The sequence below is a fragment of the Rhodopseudomonas sp. B29 genome (assembly GCF_000333455.1).
Lineage (GTDB): Bacteria > Pseudomonadota > Alphaproteobacteria > Rhizobiales > Xanthobacteraceae > Rhodopseudomonas.
Genome location: NZ_BADD01000606.1, coordinates 1 through 1,606 on the forward strand (window position 1 = coordinate 1; position 1,606 = coordinate 1,606).

Below are 1,606 nucleotides of genomic sequence, written 5' to 3' on the forward strand. Positions count from 1 at the left end.
CCGTGCTGCAGACCTATGCGGATTACGACCCGGCGGCGTTCCGCCGGCACGCGGTGCGGTTTTCGGCGCCGGTCTATCCGGGCGAAACCGTCACGGTGGATCTGTGGAAGGACGGCGACGTGATCTCGTTCGAAGCGCGTGTTGCAGCGCGCGGCGCCGTGGTTATCAAGAGCGGCCGGACCGTACTCGGCTGACTGGGGTCCGGGGAAGGCCCGGGTTGCACGGAGCAGGGCAGACTTCCGGTGTCCGCGGTGTTAACGGTGTCGGCCTATCTTGAGAGAGGCTCCCTATGAAACTCACCGCTGAAGCTGCCGGCACCTTCGCCATTGCGCCGACTCCGTTCCACGACGACGGCCGCATCGATGATGGCTCGATCGACCGGCTGGCGCAGTTCTACGGCGAGGTCGGCTGCGACGGCGTCACCGTGCTCGGCATCCTCGGCGAAGCGCCGAAGCTCGACTCCGCCGAGGCCGAAGCTGTAGCGAAGCATTTCATCAAAAGCGCCGGCAAGCTGCAGGTGATTGTCGGCGTCTCGGCGCCGGGCTTTGCGGCGATGCGTCAGCTGGCGCGGGCCTCGATGGACGCTGGCGCCGCCGGCGTGATGATCGCGCCGCCGCCGCATCTGCGCACGGACGAGCAGATCACCACTTACTTCCGCCAGGCCGTCGAGGCGATCGGCGCCGATGTGCCGTGGGTGCTGCAGGACTATCCGCTGACGCTGTCGGTGGTGATGACGCCGAAGGTCATCCGCCAGATCGTCACCGAGAACCCGTCCTGCGTGATGCTCAAGCACGAGGACTGGCCGGGGCTGGAAAAGATTTCGACCTTGCGCGGCTTCCAGAAGGACGGCTCGCTGGCGCCGCTGTCGATCCTCACCGGCAATGGCGGGCTGTTCCTGGATTTCGAAATGGAGCGCGGCGCCGACGGCGCGATGACCGGTTACTGCTTCCCCGACATGCTGGTCGACGTCGTCAAGCTGTCGAAGGCCGGCCAGCGCGATCTCGCGCACAATTTGTTCGACGCGCATCTGCCGCTGATCCGCTATGAGCAGCAGCCCGGTGTCGGCCTGTCGGTGCGCAAATACGTGCTGACCAAACGGGGCATTCTGAGTTCGCCGGCGCAGCGCAAGCCAGGCGCGGCGCTGAGCGCCACGGCTCGCGAAGAGGTCGATTATCTGTTATCGCGGCTCGCCCGCACCGACGAACGCGCCCACCTCGAGCGGCGCGCCAACGCAGCGGAGTAGTAGAATGACCGGCGCAGCAGCACGACCGTCCTCGACCATCCTGCTGCTGCGCCAGGCCGCGTCCAGCTTCGACGTGTTCATGATGGTGCGGCACTATCAGATCGAATTCGCGTCCGGCGCGCTGGTGTTTCCCGGCGGCAGCGTCGATGTGATGGATCGTGAGCTGGTCGGCCGGCCGGAGCTCTATGCCGGCCAGGCCGTCACCGGCGAGCCGTCGCTCGAGTTTCGTATTGCGGCGATCCGCGAGACTTTCGAAGAGAGCGGCATTCTGCTGGCGCGCACGCGTGGCAGCGACGCTTTGATTGCTGCTTCGCACGCGGCCGAAAATCGAAACCGCGCACCGCACAGCGCTGTGCGAGGGCA

2 protein-coding genes and 1 pseudogene are annotated in these 1,606 nt (G+C 66.2%); all 3 read left to right on the plus strand.

The window, feature by feature from the left end:
• Window positions 1-194: MaoC/PaaZ C-terminal domain-containing protein (locus I5M_RS21865; protein ID WP_031337294.1), on the plus strand; the 194-nt coding region annotated here is incomplete at its 5' end.
• A 95-nt stretch (window positions 195-289) separates the two neighbouring features.
• Entirely contained in the window at window positions 290-1,243 is a 954-nt protein-coding gene (locus tag I5M_RS21870; RefSeq protein ID WP_022723357.1) for a dihydrodipicolinate synthase family protein, read from the plus strand.
• A 4-nt stretch (window positions 1,244-1,247) separates the two neighbouring features.
• A pseudogene (locus I5M_RS30345) lies at window positions 1,248-1,606 on the plus strand (NUDIX hydrolase); the annotation flags it as partial.